This is a genomic window from Bacillus sp. NMTD17, assembly GCF_002998735.1.
In the GTDB taxonomy this organism is placed as follows: domain Bacteria; phylum Bacillota; class Bacilli; order Bacillales; family Bacillaceae; genus Bacillus.
The window spans coordinates 374950-389339 of record NZ_PVRH01000001.1; the positions used below are offsets into that span (position 1 = coordinate 374950).

The window sequence follows — 14390 nt, forward strand, 5'->3', positions numbered from 1 at the left end:
AAAAGATTCAAGGAGGAATAGTAAGATGGACTTTTTAAATATTTTGATCCTCCTAGCACCGATTTTTTTCGTTATCGCGCTGGGTTGGTTCGCAGGGAACTTCGGCAGCTATGACGCTAAATCTGCAAAAGGTGTAAGTACACTTGTTACAAAGTATGCTTTGCCAGCGCACTTTATCGCCAGCATTCTGTCAACACCAAAAGATAAATTCTATAGTCAAATTCCATTTTTCATTGCATTGATTTTCGGAATCGTTGGTTTTTATATCATTATCCTTTTAGTTACGAAATTTGCTTTTAAATATGATTTAACAGATTCATCTGTTTTCTCGTTAAACTCAGCACAACCGACCTTTGCATTTATGGGGATTCCGGTCTTGGGCAGTTTATTTGGGGCTCAAGAAGTTGCAATTCCGATTGCTATTACCGGAATAGTTGTAAATGCATTGCTTGATCCAATTGCCATTATTGTGTCAACTGTCGGTGAAAAAACAAAAGGAAAAGCCAAAGACGGCGAAAGTTTCCTAAAAATGACAACAAAAGCGATTTTGCACGGTTTATCAGAGCCGCTTGCACTTGCACCGCTAGCAAGTATCATTCTTGTACTTTTAGGATTTAAACTTCCTGAAATCGGACATGAAATGTTAGAGGAAATCGGAAGTGTGACATCAGGGGTTGCGCTATTCGCAGTCGGTGTCACTGTAGGTATTCGAAAAATTAAACTAAGCTTACCAGCATTTAGTATTGCACTATTAAAAGTAGCTGTACAACCGCTACTTATGTATCTTATTGCCGTTCTTATGGGTCTTTCGGCTGACGAAATTACAAAAGCTGTATTGCTTGTTGCCTTCCCAGGTTCAGCTGTTGCAGCGATGATCGCAACACGATTTGAGAAACAAGAGGCAGAAACTGCATCCGCATTTGTGATCAGTGCCATCATGTCACTCATAACATTACCGATCATTATTGCACTTACCGTATAATATAGTAGAAGGCTGCCTCATGAGGCAGCCTTTCTTAGCGAAATGAATGAAACAGAGGGAAGAGCACACGCTTTTTTTTGATGTCAGGGTGTGTGATTTCCTTTTTTTCTTCTATTTGAGAGGGTTGTTTCAAGCTCGCGGCAAGACGCTCAAGTTTAGTGGTGAGATCTTCAATTTCTCTGCGGTGCTGAAGCAGCTGGTATGATACACCTTCATCTGCTTTTTTAGCCAGTTTCCGTTCGAGTTCTTGCAGTCGATTTTCTACATCAGTGACATGCAATTGCTGCTGAATGAGCTGTTTCACTTGCTTTTCTAATGCTTCAATCCGCCTTGTGGAGGCATCAGTTTCTGCAGCAGGTGATAACTGTTGAACGGTTTCCTCGTGGATTGGCAGTCGAATGTCTTGGAGGATCACACCTTCACTCATTTGGTGTTTGACTTCTTTGAGCAGCTGTACAATATCTTCATGAAATTCATAATGTCCAAGTTCAGTCCGGGCGACAGGGATGTTGAGCTGTTTAACCCAACGCTGAATCGTTTTTGAAGAAACACCAATTTCTTTTGCAACCTCATTTGTATTCAAACCAAATGCCCTCCCTTTTTTCAATTATAAGTACCATTCTCTTCAAGGAGGACCTGTTCCTTCACGTTAGACAAAACAAGTAACCAATCGCCAAAGATCGTGTTTTCTAGCGAAAAATTGCAGAAAATCAATTGTTTTGGAAATTTTTTTGACTGTCATACCCCGCTATACTATAATTAGACTGTTACGCACAAAACAGAGGTGAAGACCATGTTAGACCGTTTAAAATCAATTGAAGAACGCTATGAAAAGCTAAATGAATATTTAAGTGATCCTGAAGTGGTGAACGACCCTAAGAAGCTTCGTGAATATTCGAAGGAACAATCTGATATTCAAGAAACTGTTGAGGTATATAGACAATATCGTGCGGCATACGACCAGTTAAGTGAAGCGAAAGCAATGCTGGAAGAGAAGCTGGATGCCGAGATGCGCGACATGGTCAAAGAAGAAATTTCAGAGCTCACAGAGGAAACGGAACGTTTAGAAGACGAGCTGAAAATCTTGCTGATCCCGAAAGATCCAAATGACAACAAAAACGTTATTGTGGAGGTTCGTGGTGCAGCGGGAGGAGAAGAGGCCGCGCTTTTTGCTGGAAATCTTTACCGTATGTACAGCCGTTATGCTGAAATGCAAGGCTGGAAAACGGAAGTGATGGAAGCGAGCGTGACTGGAACTGGCGGTTATAAAGAGATTATCTTTATGATCAGCGGGAAAGGCGCATACTCCAAACTAAAGTTTGAAAACGGCGCACACCGCGTGCAGCGTGTTCCGGAAACAGAATCAGGCGGACGGATTCATACATCAACAGCGACAGTTGCTGTCTTGCCTGAGGCTGAAGAAGTTGAAATTGATATCCATGAAAAAGACATCCGTGTAGATACTTTCACATCAAGCGGACCTGGCGGACAAAGTGTCAATACGACCATGTCTGCTGTTCGATTAACTCACCTTCCAACAGGTGTGGTTGTATCCTGTCAGGATGAGAAGTCGCAAATCAAAAACAAAGAAAAAGCCATGAAAGTGTTACGTGCGAGAATTTATGATAAATTCCAGCGTGAAGCACAGGCTGAATATGATCAAACGCGTAAATCTGCTGTTGGAACAGGGGATCGTTCAGAGCGTATCCGTACGTACAATTTCCCGCAAAACCGTGTAACGGACCACCGCATCGGATTGACGATTCAAAAGCTTGATCAAATTTTAGAGGGAAAACTTGACGAGGTCATAGATGCATTAATTATGGAAGACCAAGCAAGAAAGCTTCAAAATGCAAAATAATCAGCGAACCATCTTTGAAGCCCTTAAATGGGCTTCTTCTTTGTTAACGGAAGCCGGTAGAGACCAAAACGCAGCAGAGCTCCTTTTGATGCATGTACTGGGCCTAAGCAGAAGTGAACTTCTTGCACGTTTTCATGATCTGCTGCCAGAGGAGCAAGATCGGTTGTTCAGCGAGTTTGTCACGCAGCATAAGAAAGGCGTGCCTGTTCAGCATCTAACGGGTATTGAATTCTTTTACGGCCGTCCCTTCGAGGTGAACAAACATGTTCTCATTCCTCGTCCTGAAACGGAAGAGGTCGTTTTGGCGGCGCTGAATCTGGTGAGTGACGTCTTCCCGCACGATCAGCCGCTCAAAGCAGTGGACGTTGGCACAGGAAGCGGGGCAATTGCGATTACGCTGGCTCTTGAAAAAGAAACATTATCTGTCACAGCAACGGATATTTCACATGAAGCACTTGCGGTAGCAAAGCGGAATCAACAAGCGCTTGGTGCAGACGTCCATTTTTTACAAGGTGACTTACTCGAACCTATCATGGATCAAGGCATCAAAGTGGATCTGTTTATTTCCAATCCACCTTATATTGCAGCAGAAGAAATGGACAGTTTGTCAGAGGTGGTTACAAAGCATGAGCCGGTGAATGCGCTGACAGATGGACGTGATGGTCTGTGGTTTTACAAGCGTCTCATTCGTGATCTTCACTGTGTACTTCATGAGCAGGCGGTCGTTGTCTTTGAAATTGGACATACGCAAGGGCAAGATGTAAAAGCACATCTCTTGCAGTCATTTCCCGCGGCAGATGTCCGCATCGTCAAGGACATAAACGGGAAAGACCGAGCTGTTTGCGCACACATTCAAAACGGAAAGTCCGGCTGAAAAAAGTCGGACTATTTTATTATGTAAAGATGAAACTTATGGTAAAAGAGAAACGTATATATAGAAGAATGAACATTCTGATCATGATTTTTTTACATAAATTTGTTTTGAAGGAGCGAATGGTGTGAACAGAAGGTATGCGATGGTGTTGGTCATCGTCAGTGTACTATTGATTGTGAGTGCTTGTGGTAAACCGAGCTTTAAAAAAGAAGCAGCAGCATTTGGAGAAAGCTATAAAAAAGCACAATACACAGTGAATCGAACAGATGACCTAACTGACATGAAGGAGAAGCTGAAGTTTTATTTAACTGAGCATGAATATCAAGAATATACACAAGACAGCATGTTCCCGAGCGTGTTAGAAGCAGCAAAGGATCAAGATTGTCAAATTAAGCTGAAGAAAATTACGTTTACGCCTTCAGATGAAAGCGATGACAGAATTGAATTTGACTATGAAATGATGATTCAATTTATTGATCAAAAAGGAAAGGTTAAAAAAGAAATCAAGAAAAAAGGAGCAATGACTGTCATCAAAACAGAATCAGGGTTAAAAATCAGCCGAGATTGGGATGGGAGACTGTACCCTTCCGATTACCAATCCTCACTCCAAAGCCGTTCTTAATGGGACGGCTTTTTTTGATTTGACTTATAATCTATTAAAAAAATCATTTTGTCTGTTTATGAGATGGGTTTCCTGGACACAATGTTTGTAGCGAAGAGAAAAAGTGGGGGGAACACATCATGTTTAAAAGTAAAATGATGATTTGTCTTTATATGTTTCTATTATTATGCGGAGCTTTTGCAAACCTTGGAAGGGAGGAGACAGCGGCTGCTTCTGCAAATCAGCCTGTTGTAATACCAGACGAAGCGATCCGCTTACGCATTTTAGCAAATAGCGATCGTTCAGCGGATCAGGATGTGAAAAGAAGCATTCGTGACGAGGTCAATGCCAATATGACAGAGTGGGTTAAAGACCTCACGTCCATTGAAGAAGCAAGACGTGTAATTCGGACCAAGCTGCCAGAAATCAATCGTATTGCCAAAGCGAAATTGAAGGAACAGCACATTGATCAATCCGTCTCAGTCAGCTTTCAAAAAGCCTCATTTCCAACAAAGCTATATGGGAATTTCGTCTATCCTGCAGGGGAATATGAAGCCATTTTAATTACACTTGGAGAAGGGGATGGAGCCAATTGGTGGTGTGTGTTATTCCCGCCGCTCTGCTTTATCGATTTTTCAAATGGAGAAGCCATCGCATCGCCAGAGGGGGATGAGGATAACCAAGTGACAGCGCAGCAAACAGATGAGTCTGTTAATGAAGTGGTGAAAGAAGAGAAAGAAGAGACCGGTGAAGTGAAATTCTTTTTATTCGAATGGGTCTCTAGTCTTTTCTCCTAAAAAAGGTATAAATCTGTTTTTGCCTCATAGAGTTGAAGTAAGAGATCAAAAAGAGGTGAAAGCATGTATTATCAATTAAGAATAGCCACAGAAGAAGATGCCCCAGCGATCAATGCTTTTCTTGAAAAGGGACAAGCGAAAGGCGGCGTCACGCTTGCAGAGCGTACGACATTTGTTGTCATGGAAGATGCGGACGGTCAGCTGGCGGGGTGTTTAGGTCTTGAACAGCTTAGTGAACAAGAGGGCTTGCTGCGGTCCCTTGTCATATCAGATAAACTAGGTCAGGGACACATCGTGTCTTTGTTCCAAAGTGTTCAAACGCTCGGAGGAAAAATAGGCGTGGATACTTTTTATGTCGTCGCAAACCACTCCTCCTCACATGACTTTTTGGCATTGATGGGCTTCACGCCATTAGAGGACATTCCAGAAAGCATGTGGGTATCTGCACATGCAAAAGAGATATTGGCGAAAGAACAAGCTGTGGTTCTTCATAAAAAAGGAAGTTAATCACAACATACTGGACTTATACACATACTTATCCACTGTTAAACAAGCGTTATCCACAAATTGTGGACAACGCTTGTTTTATTGATCATCATCTTTTATACTTTCAAAAGGATAATTGAGATATATCAACAGTTTTATCTTTTTTAAAAGGAGTTTGTATGATGTTAAATACAAAAAGGTGGTCTGTGGATTTAGAAAAGAGTTTATCCACATACTATCCACAAATTGAACAGGCAGCTGTGTTATTGCAGCAAAACGAAGTGGTCGCTTTTCCGACAGAGACTGTTTACGGACTAGGGGCAAATGCGAAAGAGACAGAAGCTGTCATGAAAATATATGAAGCGAAAGGGCGTCCAAGTGATAATCCATTGATTGTCCACATTGCGGAGGTTCAGCAGCTTCACGAATTTGCGCAAATAGAAAGTGAAAAAGCAAAGGCGCTGATGGAAGCCTTTTGGCCGGGCGCTTTAACCATTGTTCTTCCGTGTAAGCCGGGTGCTTTATCAAAGCAGGTCACAGCAGGTTTATCCACGGTCGGTGTGAGAATGCCTGACCATCCGATTGCGCTTGAGCTCATCCGAGCAGCTGGTCTGCCGATTGCCGCACCAAGTGCCAACCGTTCAGGAAAACCTTCACCGACACAAGCTGACCATGTAGCGAGTGATCTCGATGGAAGAATCGCTGGAATTGTCGATGGCGGTTCAACTGGAATTGGCGTTGAGTCAACGGTTGTATCCTGTGTCGACGAGTTTCCAGTGATCTTAAGGCCTGGCGGGATTACAAAAGAAGCTTTAGAAGAGGTAGTTGGAGCGGTCAGTGTCGACCCGGGGCTGACAAAAAAGGACGAAGCGCCTGTATCGCCAGGAATGAAATACACACACTATGCACCTGAAGCTCAAATGTATCTTTTTTCTGGAAGTGATGAAGAGATGCAGCATCACATTCAAACATACCAGGCAGGAGGTCTAAAAGTGGGCGTGCTGACAACAGAAGAAAAGAAATCGTTGTTTGCGGCAGATGTTGTTTTCAGCTGTGGATGGAGAGGGAAACCTGAAACGATTGCGGCAAACTTATATCGTGTACTGAGACAATTTGATGAGACAGATGTAGATGTCATTATTTCAGAAGCCTTTTCAGAGCAGGGAGTGGGTTCAGCGATCATGAACCGTCTGCAAAAAGCGGCAGGAGGGCGTACCCTCTCTTCGTTCAAATAGTTCTAACCCTTCTTGGACAAACATAGGTTAAAGGAGAATGCGTGTCCAAGGGGGATTTACATGTACGAACTAGCTGGCGAATTGCTGACGCTCAGCATCATGGCTTTTGCACTGGGAATGGATGCTTTTTCGGTTGGACTTGGCATGGGGATGGTTCAGCTGAGGTTCCGCCAGATCATTTATATTGGACTTGTCATTGGGATATTTCATATGTTTATGCCGCTTTTTGGTATGCTGACAGGTCAGCTCCTATCAGGCTGGCTCGGTCTCCTTGCCACCTATATCGGCGGGGCGCTGCTTTTGGTGCTCGGGCTGCAAATGATCGTTGCGTCTATTCGCAAAGAGGATAAACCATTTATCGCACCTGTTGGGGCTGGTCTCGTTCTTTTTGCAACAAGTGTCAGCTTAGACAGTTTTTCCGTTGGTTTAAGTCTCGGAATTTACGGTTCTCACGTGTGGATGACCATTTTATTGTTTGGTTTTTTTAGTATGATCCTCACATGGCTTGGATTATTACTCGGTAAACAGGTTCGATCATGGGTTGGATCATATAGCGGGGCGCTTGGCGGAATCATTTTACTAGCCTTTGGTATCAAATTATTATTTCCGCTCTAGTCAGTCTCCTTACATAACATGTAGAATGAAATGCTATATAATAGAAGAAAAGGAGGGCGAAAGATGAAAATCTTATTTGTTTGTACGGGAAATACATGCAGAAGTCCTATGGCTCAAGCCCTTTTTGCTTCAATTGCACATGATAAAGGTTTAGAGGTCACTGTTAAATCAGCGGGCATTTTTGCCTTAGATGCTGGGAAGGCTTCTCCTCAAGCGGTCGAAGCATTATTTGAGAAAAGCATTCCACTGAACCATTCTTCATCAAAACTGACAGAGGATCTTCTGCGAGAAGCAGATTACGTCTTCACCATGACCATGCAGCATAAACAGTTGATTGTGGAGCAATATGCGCATGCAAAAGACAAGATCTTCACTCTAAAGGAATTTGCGACAGGAACAGAAGGCGATGTATCCGATCCGTTTGGAGGAAGTCTGTCTGTTTATCAGGAAACACGTGATGAACTTGAAGCATTGCTCTTTCAACTGGCTGAGAGATTGAAAAAAGATCAGACATCCTCATAATGGACAACCTGTAAAACCGTTGCGTCAACGGTTTTTCTGCTTTTGTTTGCAAATGACTAGGCAGAGGTTAAAATATAACTATAAATAAAGAATAAATGTAAGGCATGACAGATCAACTCACCCTTAGGAGGAATTGCCCGATGAAAGTAGCCATTGCATCCGATCACGGCGGAACGAATATTCGTGAAGAAATCAAACAACTGATGGATGAATTGAAGATTGAATACATTGATATGGGTTGTGAATGTGGATCAGGTTCTGTAGACTACCCAGATTATGCTTTTCCTGTAGCTAATATGGTGGCAAACGGAGAAGTCGACCGCGGCATTTTAATTTGCGGGACAGGCATCGGTATGAGCATCTCAGCAAACAAAGTGAAAGGAATTCGCTGTGCGCTGGCGCATGATACATTTAGTGCGAAAGCGACTAGAGAACATAATGATACAAACGTCCTTGCGATGGGAGAGCGAGTTATTGGACCTGGATTAGCACGTGAGATTGCGCACATTTGGCTGACAACAGAATTTACGGCAGGACGACATGCTGTGCGGATTGGTAAAATCGCTGATTACGAAGAAAAGCACCTATAAGGAGCGCTTAACATGAACATTGGTCAAGATTGGCTTGAAATGTTAAAAGAGTTTCATCAAATGGTCGAACTGCGTGCTGGACAAATTTTAGTCATCGGCTGCAGTACATCGGAAGTGGCTGGCGAGCATATTGGTACAGCAGGAAGTGAGCAAATTGCTGCGTCTATCTATCAAGAATTGGATCAGCTGAGACGAGAGACTGGCATTGAGCTCGCTTTCCAGTGCTGTGAGCATCTGAATCGTGCTCTTGTTGTGGAAGAAGAAGTGGCTTTCCGGCTTAACCTAGAGATTGTAGCGGCAGTACCTGTCCGAAAGGCGGGTGGTTCGATGGCGGCTCATGCGTATCAGCACATGGAACATCCTGTGTTAGTTGAATCCATCGAGGCGCATGCTGGAATCGATATCGGTGATACATTGATTGGGATGCATCTAAAGAGAGTCGCTGTACCTGTTCGCCTCAGTCGTCATCAATTAGGACATGCACATGTGACGTTTGCGAAAACGCGTCCGAAGCTGATTGGCGGAGAACGAGCGGTTTATACAAGATCATAGCTTAGATATATTTCTAATATAATGTTGAATGATGAAGACGCTTCACCGCTTGAATATTCGGTTTTTCGCAAAAAAAGAAGGCGATTTCCCAAAAAAACTTTTACATTTCACTCAAAAACCGTGTACAATGAGATGGTGAAAACATCGAATGGAAATAGATTGGAGAGGATTTCGCTGATGAAACATTTACCTGAGCAAGACGCACAAGTATTCAAGGCAATTCAACTAGAGCGGAAACGCCAGCAGGACAAAATTGAATTAATTGCATCAGAAAACTTTGTAAGCGAAGCAGTCATGGAAGCACAGGGCTCTGTATTAACAAACAAATATGCAGAGGGCTACCCTGGTAAACGCTACTATGGCGGCTGTGAACATGTAGACGTTGTAGAAGATATCGCACGTGACCGCGCAAAAGAAATTTTTGGTGCTGAGTATGTGAACGTACAGCCTCACTCAGGTGCTCAAGCGAATATGGCCGTATACTTTACCATTCTTGAGCATGGCGATACAGTGCTAGGTATGAACTTATCACATGGCGGGCATTTAACGCACGGAAGCCCTGTCAACTTTAGTGGTGTACAGTACAACTTTGTAGAATATGGTGTCGATAAAGAAACGCAGCATATCGACTACCAAGATGTACTTGAAAAAGCACGTGAACATAAGCCAAAGCTAATTGTAGCGGGTGCAAGTGCATACCCACGTCAAATTGATTTCAAAAAGTTCCGTGAGATTGCGGATGAAGTCGGTGCTTACTTTATGGTCGACATGGCTCACATTGCGGGTCTTGTTGCAGTAGGTCTTCATCCAAATCCAGTTCCATATGCAGATTTTGTGACAACGACAACTCACAAAACATTGCGTGGACCTCGCGGCGGAATGATCCTATGCCGTGAAGAGTTTGGTAAAAAGATCGACAAATCGATCTTCCCTGGTATTCAAGGTGGACCACTGATGCATGTCATCTCTGCAAAAGCTGTTTCTTTCGGTGAAGTATTGAACGGAGATTTCAAAACATATGCACAAAACGTCATTGATAATGCAAAGCAGCTAGCTGAAACCCTGTTATCTGAAAATATTCAGCTTGTATCTGGTGGAACGGATAACCATCTTGTTCTCATCGACTTGCGTTCTCTTGGCATCACAGGAAAAATTGCAGAAAATGTTCTTGATGAAATCGGTATTACAGTGAACAAAAATGCGATTCCTTATGATCCAGAAAAACCTTTTGTCACAAGTGGTGTACGTGTTGGTACAGCAGCAGTGACAAGCCGCGGTTTCGATCAAGAGGCGATGAAAGAAGTCGGTTCCATTATTGCGCTTGCTCTAAAACATCATGAAGATGAAGCGAAATTAGAAGAAGCGAAAAAGCGTGTATCTGATCTAACTGCCCGCTTCCCTCTATATAACGAATTAGATTATTAAAAAGCAGACCCATTTGCCTATTATTGGCATGTGGGTTTTTTTTGTAGGATTTGCGAATCATATTGAAAGATGACGTCTTTTTATGTAGAATTGTAGGAAGTGTGCAAAGTTCACCGGAAGATGACAGAAAAGGAGTTGTAGCAAGCAATGGCAAAGGTTTATGTATTTGATCACCCGCTTATTCAGCACAAACTTACATATATTCGTGACGTTCATACAGGAACAAAAGAATTTAGAGAGCTAGTGGATGAAGTCGCAACATTAATGGCATTTGAAATCACAAGAGACTTACCGCTTGAAGAGGTAGATGTAGAAACACCTGTACAAGTAGCCAAATCAAACGTGATCTCAGGGAAGAAACTCGGTGTTGTGCCAATTTTAAGAGCAGGTCTTGGAATGGTGGACGGGATTTTGAAACTCATTCCAGCTGCTAAAGTGGGACATGTCGGTTTATACCGTGATCCGAAAACATTAAAGCCTGTTGAATATTATGTGAAGCTTCCATCTGATGTGGAAGAGCGTGAATTTATCGTAGTAGATCCAATGCTTGCAACTGGCGGTTCAGCAGTCGAAGCATTGAACAGCTTGAAAAAACGCGGGGCGAAAAACATTCGCTTCATGTGTCTGATTGCTGCCCCTGAAGGTGTAGAAGAAATGCAAAAGCATCATCCTGATGTTGATATCTACATTGCAGCATTAGATGAGAAATTGAACGAAAAAGGCTACATTATCCCAGGTCTTGGTGATGCTGGTGACCGTATGTATGGAACGAAATAACATGTTTTAATAAAAGCCCACATGCAAACGTGCATGTGGGCTTTTTGAAATATATGACAAACGGTTGATATCGTTCTTAGAAAAATCAATGTATACTGAACATTAGCTGTTTTTTTCAATGAATGTCACGTGTCTCCTAAAGTTTGATGAAATTGTGAACATTTTGTGTGCTCTATCACTATAGAAAAGTTTTTTAACTTTCAACGGATTGACACATCATAGACGCTATTGTATGCTAAACGAGGGTATTATGGTAAGGTTTTCATAGCCTATAGCACTCTACTAATCCTCATTGTGAACCCTTTAATTATCAGGGTTTGTATCAGCGAATGAAGCAACATCCCATAGATCTTTAGATTTCAAGTCTGATTGTGCAATTAGACCGATGGGTGATTGATTTTTTTCGAACAGGACTGCTTATCATAAGCGTCTTCTACGCAGTTTTCATCACCATTTATCACCTTTTTTACAATATTTTTCATCGGGAGTCAGATGAATGAACGATCCAAACGCGATTTTCCGCAGACAGAGTAAATATATGTTCTATCTATTGGCAATTTTTGTGTTTGGCTATGCCATGCCTGGTTTTAAACCACTGTTTCTTGGTTTCATTATCGGCACAATTTTTGCTTTCTTTAATTTATTCCTACTTATACGGAGAATGCACGCTTTTGATCGAGCGGTTAAAAAAGGAAAATCCATTCGTTCAATGGGAAGTACAGCCAGGTGGGCCAACGCAATTCTCGCAGTAGCGATTGCTTGGCGTTACCCTAATGAAGTTCATCTGGCAGGTGTTGTTATAGGATTAATGACAATATATCCTGTCATTATGATAGATTCCTTCATTCAACTTAAACGTTCTACTATGGAAGAGAGGTGAATACTCTTTGGGTCACAGTTCAAAAACTACAGAATTTTTAGGGTTAACGTTCAACTTATCCAATGTTCTCATGATTACGATTGCTAGTATCATCGTTCTTCTCATAGCGGTGCTGACTACTCGTGTTCTGTCTATTCGTCCGACAAAGGCGCAGAACTTCATGGAATGGATTGTTGATTTTGTTCGAAATATCATAGGTAGTTCGATGGACATGAAAACAGGAGCCCCATTTCTAGCGCTTGGCGTTACATTACTCATGTACATATTTGTTTCAAACATGCTTGGACTGCCATTCTCGATTACGGTCGATCACAACTTGTGGTGGAAATCACCAACAGCAGACCCTGCAATCACAATGACACTAGCGATTATGGTCATGGGATTGACACATTACTACGGTGTCAAGGCAAAAGGAGTCAAGGAATATACGAAAGACTACTTCAGACCAATTCCGCTTTTAGTACCATTGAAACTTATTGAAGAATTTGCAAACACGCTAACACTTGGTTTGCGTCTTTATGGAAACATTTTTGCTGGAGAGATTCTTCTTGGTTTGCTTGCAGGACTTGCGACCAATTTCTACACGCAAAACATTGCACTTGGTATCGTTGGTACATTAGGTGCCATCGTGCCGATGATTGTATGGCAGGCATTCAGTTTGTTTGTCGGAACAATCCAAGCATTTATCTTCACCATGCTGACAATGGTGTACATTTCCCATAAAGTCAGCGATGAACACTAAAAAATTGAGAGTCCAAAAAGGACGTTATTTTAAAGGAGGAGCTTTTTAATGAATTTAATAGCAGCAGCAATTGCAATCGGTTTGGGAGCACTAGGAGCAGGTATTGGTAACGGTCTAATCGTATCTAAAACAGTTGAAGGAATCGCTCGTCAGCCAGAAGCTGGTAGAGAACTAAGAACACTTATGTTCATCGGGGTCGCTTTAGTTGAGGCACTTCCAATTATCGCTGTCGTTATCGCATTCTTGGCATTCTTTGGTTAATATGTGAGAAGCGTTCTAATATGAATTTTAATGGCGAAGATCAGATTAGTTCGAAACTTCGCCATTCCTTTATGTTTTGTTTCTTAACATATTATTTAAAGAAGGGAGTTGCCGTACTAAATGTCTCAGTTACCAGTGGTTTTAGGAGCAGGTGGCTTAAGTTTCAACGCCGGGGATATGTTATTCCAGCTTATCGCTATGCTCATCCTGCTTGCACTTTTAAAGAAATTTGCGCTTAAACCTTTATTAGGTATTATGAAGCAGCGTGAAGATTATATAGGAAATGAAATTTCAAGTGCTGAACAAAAGCACGTTCAAGCTGAAAAGCTTCTTGAAGAACAACGTGTCTTATTGAAAGAAGCACGCGAAGAATCACATACACTCATCGAAAATGCGAAAAAGATTGGTGAGAAACAAAAAGAAGAGATCATTCAAGCAGCACGTCAAGAGTCAGAGCGCTTGAAAGAGTCTGCTAGAACTGAAATCGTGAAAGAAAAAGAACAAGCTGTGGCTGCACTGCGTGAGCAGGTTGCATCACTATCTGTACTCATTGCATCTAAAGTGATTGAAAGAGAACTTGATGAGCAAGCACAAGAGAAATTGATTCAAGAGTATCTTAAAGAGGCAGGCGAAAGCCGATGAGCGTGACTATTGTCTCTAAGCGTTACGCTTCTGCTCTTTTTGACATCGTTCTTGCTTCTTCGGCAGTAGACGAAACTGAAAAAGAGCTGAATGAGATCAAAAAAGTTCTAAAGGCTGACCAAGAATTGAATGACTTTCTTGTTCATCCAAAGATTACGGCAGACAAAAAGAAACATTTGATTGCAGAAGCTTTCAAAGGTGTTTCGACACATGTATTGCACACCATGTATTTATTGATTGACCGCGGACGCACGAATATTTTCTCTGAAATGACGTCTGAGTTTGTGAAACTTGCAAACCGCACGAAACAAATAGACGATGCGGTCGTGTATTCAGTGAAACCGCTGAGCGGCGCTGAAATTCAATCTTTATCTGAAGTATTTGCCAAAAAAGCCGGAGTCACATCACTGCGTGTTGAAAATGTGATTGACAAGGATCTAATAGGCGGAGTGAAAATCCGTATCGGAAACCGCATTTATGACGGCAGTGTCAGCGGAAAGCTTTCCCGCATTGAACGTCAGCTTGCAGGCGAAAATCGTTAGAAGGGG

At 42.2% G+C, this 14390-nt stretch carries 19 protein-coding genes; 18 read left to right on the forward strand and 1 reads right to left on the reverse strand.

Going from position 1 to position 14390, the window contains the following annotated elements:
- Window positions 1-25: 25 nt before the first annotated feature.
- Window positions 26-982 carry an AEC family transporter gene (locus tag C6347_RS01880; protein WP_060597492.1) on the forward strand — a complete coding sequence of 319 codons (957 nt, stop codon included), beginning with the start codon at window positions 26-28 and terminating at the stop codon, window positions 980-982.
- A 34-nt stretch (window positions 983-1016) separates the two neighbouring features.
- Here C6347_RS01880 and racA read toward each other — a convergent pair whose 3' ends face one another.
- Window positions 1017-1565, reverse strand: coding sequence for a chromosome-anchoring protein RacA (racA, locus tag C6347_RS01885; RefSeq protein ID WP_060597491.1), 549 nt, complete (start codon window positions 1563-1565; stop codon window positions 1017-1019).
- 210 nt (window positions 1566-1775) lie between these two features.
- On the opposite strand from racA, the gene prfA reads away from it, so the two are divergent.
- From prfA to C6347_RS01970, 17 genes are all read left to right on the forward strand, one after another.
- Window positions 1776-2843 carry a peptide chain release factor 1 gene (gene prfA / locus C6347_RS01890; RefSeq protein ID WP_034660298.1) on the forward strand — a complete coding sequence of 356 codons (1068 nt, stop codon included), beginning with the start codon at window positions 1776-1778 and terminating at the stop codon, window positions 2841-2843.
- Window positions 2833-3717 (forward strand): peptide chain release factor N(5)-glutamine methyltransferase, encoded by an 885-nt coding sequence (gene prmC / locus C6347_RS01895; protein ID WP_106038973.1) that lies wholly within the window; start codon window positions 2833-2835, stop codon window positions 3715-3717. The genes prfA and prmC overlap by 11 nt, the downstream gene beginning before the upstream one ends.
- A 142-nt stretch (window positions 3718-3859) precedes the next feature.
- Complete coding sequence (locus C6347_RS01900; RefSeq protein ID WP_034660296.1) at window positions 3860-4339, forward strand: hypothetical protein; 480 nt, start codon at window positions 3860-3862, stop codon at window positions 4337-4339.
- A gap of 119 nt (window positions 4340-4458) precedes the next feature.
- Window positions 4459-5115, forward strand: coding sequence for a stage II sporulation protein R (gene spoIIR / locus C6347_RS01905; RefSeq protein ID WP_034660295.1), 657 nt, complete (start codon window positions 4459-4461; stop codon window positions 5113-5115).
- A gap of 63 nt (window positions 5116-5178) precedes the next feature.
- Window positions 5179-5622 (forward strand): GNAT family N-acetyltransferase, encoded by a 444-nt coding sequence (locus tag C6347_RS01910; RefSeq protein WP_034660294.1) that lies wholly within the window; start codon window positions 5179-5181, stop codon window positions 5620-5622.
- A 161-nt stretch (window positions 5623-5783) separates the two neighbouring features.
- Window positions 5784-6836, forward strand: coding sequence for an L-threonylcarbamoyladenylate synthase (locus tag C6347_RS01915; RefSeq protein ID WP_106071341.1), 1053 nt, complete (start codon window positions 5784-5786; stop codon window positions 6834-6836).
- 60 nt (window positions 6837-6896) lie between these two features.
- Window positions 6897-7451 (forward strand): manganese efflux pump MntP, encoded by a 555-nt coding sequence (locus tag C6347_RS01920; RefSeq protein ID WP_034660292.1) that lies wholly within the window; start codon window positions 6897-6899, stop codon window positions 7449-7451.
- Between the two features lie 63 nt (window positions 7452-7514).
- Window positions 7515-7973: a low molecular weight protein arginine phosphatase gene (locus tag C6347_RS01925; RefSeq protein WP_060597488.1), complete on the forward strand. Its 459-nt coding sequence runs from the start codon at window positions 7515-7517 to the stop codon at window positions 7971-7973.
- Between the two features lie 140 nt (window positions 7974-8113).
- Window positions 8114-8563 (forward strand): ribose 5-phosphate isomerase B, encoded by a 450-nt coding sequence (rpiB, locus tag C6347_RS01930; RefSeq protein ID WP_003214714.1) that lies wholly within the window; start codon window positions 8114-8116, stop codon window positions 8561-8563.
- A gap of 12 nt (window positions 8564-8575) precedes the next feature.
- Window positions 8576-9115 carry a TIGR01440 family protein gene (locus C6347_RS01935; protein ID WP_058013477.1) on the forward strand — a complete coding sequence of 180 codons (540 nt, stop codon included), beginning with the start codon at window positions 8576-8578 and terminating at the stop codon, window positions 9113-9115.
- A gap of 177 nt (window positions 9116-9292) precedes the next feature.
- Window positions 9293-10540: a serine hydroxymethyltransferase gene (gene glyA, locus C6347_RS01940; protein WP_034660289.1), complete on the forward strand. Its 1248-nt coding sequence runs from the start codon at window positions 9293-9295 to the stop codon at window positions 10538-10540.
- Window positions 10541-10687: 147 nt separating this feature from the next.
- Window positions 10688-11317: a uracil phosphoribosyltransferase gene (gene upp, locus C6347_RS01945; protein ID WP_003214553.1), complete on the forward strand. Its 630-nt coding sequence runs from the start codon at window positions 10688-10690 to the stop codon at window positions 11315-11317.
- Between the two features lie 496 nt (window positions 11318-11813).
- On the forward strand, window positions 11814-12197 hold the full coding sequence (locus C6347_RS01950) for an ATP synthase subunit I (RefSeq protein ID WP_024423731.1): 384 nt from the start codon (window positions 11814-11816) through the stop codon (window positions 12195-12197).
- Between the two features lie 7 nt (window positions 12198-12204).
- Window positions 12205-12939: a F0F1 ATP synthase subunit A gene (atpB, locus tag C6347_RS01955; protein ID WP_003215198.1), complete on the forward strand. Its 735-nt coding sequence runs from the start codon at window positions 12205-12207 to the stop codon at window positions 12937-12939.
- A 48-nt stretch (window positions 12940-12987) separates the two neighbouring features.
- Window positions 12988-13200, forward strand: coding sequence for a F0F1 ATP synthase subunit C (gene atpE, locus C6347_RS01960; RefSeq protein WP_003214968.1), 213 nt, complete (start codon window positions 12988-12990; stop codon window positions 13198-13200).
- 120 nt (window positions 13201-13320) lie between these two features.
- Window positions 13321-13842, forward strand: coding sequence for a F0F1 ATP synthase subunit B (gene atpF, locus C6347_RS01965; protein ID WP_034660288.1), 522 nt, complete (start codon window positions 13321-13323; stop codon window positions 13840-13842).
- Window positions 13839-14384 (forward strand): F0F1 ATP synthase subunit delta, encoded by a 546-nt coding sequence (locus tag C6347_RS01970; RefSeq protein ID WP_034660287.1) that lies wholly within the window; start codon window positions 13839-13841, stop codon window positions 14382-14384. Before atpF ends, C6347_RS01970 begins: the two co-directional genes overlap by 4 nt.
- The last annotated feature ends 6 nt before the right edge of the window (window positions 14385-14390 follow it).

Excerpts from the sequence above, each read along its gene's own strand:
- prfA (WP_034660298.1), top strand. The coding sequence starts at position 1,776 with ATGTTAGACCGTTTAAAATCAATTGAAGAACGCTATGAAAAGCTAAAT.
- C6347_RS01900 (WP_034660296.1), top strand. The coding sequence starts at position 3,860 with ATGGTGTTGGTCATCGTCAGTGTACTATTGATTGTGAGTGCTTGTGGT.
- C6347_RS01970 (WP_034660287.1), top strand. The coding sequence starts at position 13,839 with ATGAGCGTGACTATTGTCTCTAAGCGTTACGCTTCTGCTCTTTTTGAC.
- C6347_RS01880 (WP_060597492.1), top strand. The coding sequence starts at position 26 with ATGGACTTTTTAAATATTTTGATCCTCCTAGCACCGATTTTTTTCGTT.
- C6347_RS01925 (WP_060597488.1), top strand. The coding sequence starts at position 7,515 with ATGAAAATCTTATTTGTTTGTACGGGAAATACATGCAGAAGTCCTATG.
- atpE (WP_003214968.1), top strand. The coding sequence starts at position 12,988 with ATGAATTTAATAGCAGCAGCAATTGCAATCGGTTTGGGAGCACTAGGA.
- C6347_RS01920 (WP_034660292.1), top strand. The coding sequence starts at position 6,897 with ATGTACGAACTAGCTGGCGAATTGCTGACGCTCAGCATCATGGCTTTT.
- C6347_RS01950 (WP_024423731.1), top strand. The coding sequence starts at position 11,814 with ATGAACGATCCAAACGCGATTTTCCGCAGACAGAGTAAATATATGTTC.
- spoIIR (WP_034660295.1), top strand. The coding sequence starts at position 4,459 with ATGTTTAAAAGTAAAATGATGATTTGTCTTTATATGTTTCTATTATTA.
- atpF (WP_034660288.1), top strand. The coding sequence starts at position 13,321 with ATGTCTCAGTTACCAGTGGTTTTAGGAGCAGGTGGCTTAAGTTTCAAC.
- C6347_RS01910 (WP_034660294.1), top strand. The coding sequence starts at position 5,179 with ATGTATTATCAATTAAGAATAGCCACAGAAGAAGATGCCCCAGCGATC.
- rpiB (WP_003214714.1), top strand. The coding sequence starts at position 8,114 with ATGAAAGTAGCCATTGCATCCGATCACGGCGGAACGAATATTCGTGAA.
- C6347_RS01915 (WP_106071341.1), top strand. The coding sequence starts at position 5,784 with ATGTTAAATACAAAAAGGTGGTCTGTGGATTTAGAAAAGAGTTTATCC.
- upp (WP_003214553.1), top strand. The coding sequence starts at position 10,688 with ATGGCAAAGGTTTATGTATTTGATCACCCGCTTATTCAGCACAAACTT.
- prmC (WP_106038973.1), top strand. The coding sequence starts at position 2,833 with ATGCAAAATAATCAGCGAACCATCTTTGAAGCCCTTAAATGGGCTTCT.
- C6347_RS01935 (WP_058013477.1), top strand. The coding sequence starts at position 8,576 with ATGAACATTGGTCAAGATTGGCTTGAAATGTTAAAAGAGTTTCATCAA.
- glyA (WP_034660289.1), top strand. The coding sequence starts at position 9,293 with ATGAAACATTTACCTGAGCAAGACGCACAAGTATTCAAGGCAATTCAA.